The sequence below is a fragment of the Acidimicrobiales bacterium genome (assembly GCA_030747595.1).
In the GTDB taxonomy this organism is placed as follows: domain Bacteria; phylum Actinomycetota; class Acidimicrobiia; order Acidimicrobiales; family MedAcidi-G1; genus UBA9410.
In genome coordinates, this window is the sequence record JASLKK010000062.1 from 1 (window position 1) to 614 (window position 614).

At 46.7% G+C, this 614-nt stretch carries 1 tRNA gene; it reads left to right on the forward strand.

The features are described from left to right. The first annotated feature begins 290 nt into the window (after window positions 1-290). Window positions 291-364: transfer RNA gene (locus QF777_12090), tRNA-Arg, on the forward strand. Window positions 365-614: the final 250 nt, after the last annotated feature.

Below are 614 nucleotides of genomic sequence, written 5' to 3' on the forward strand. Positions count from 1 at the left end.
CCCTGCCATTCAAGATATCGCTTGAGAATATCGTATGTTAGCGCTGTTCGAGCATGCCCTAGATGGGGGACATCGTATACGGTCGGGCCACATGCGTAGATAGAAACTTTTCCTGGTTCTCTAAGCTCTAGCTCAACGAGCTGGTTCCTCATTGTGTCATGTACTCGCATTATTAAAAGCATAGGTAACAAAACGCCATTCGTGGGGTTTGGCAGAATTTCTCCTGATCTGCTTAAGGAATTCCGATCTCCTAAGTCAAGGACCTGAACCGCTAGTATCCTCTCACCATTGCCCTCGTAGCTCAGTAGGATAGAGCGACCGCCTCCTAAGCGGTAGGCCACAGGTTCGATTCCTGTCGAGGGCGCACCTATTGCTTGATAATTGCTAAAGGTGACACACGCCCAGTTCTAATATGAAAGACTAAGTATCAAACACGGTAAGGTCGCTCGTGAAGATAGGAGGTCTATGCCTGACGCTAACGGATACAAGATCAGCAATCGATATTTAAATGACTCCGGAAAAGTATTTTTGACGGGAGTACAAGCTCTTGCGCGGCTTCCAGTTCAACAAATACGCACTGACCGGAAAAATGGTTTGAATACTGCAGCTTTTTT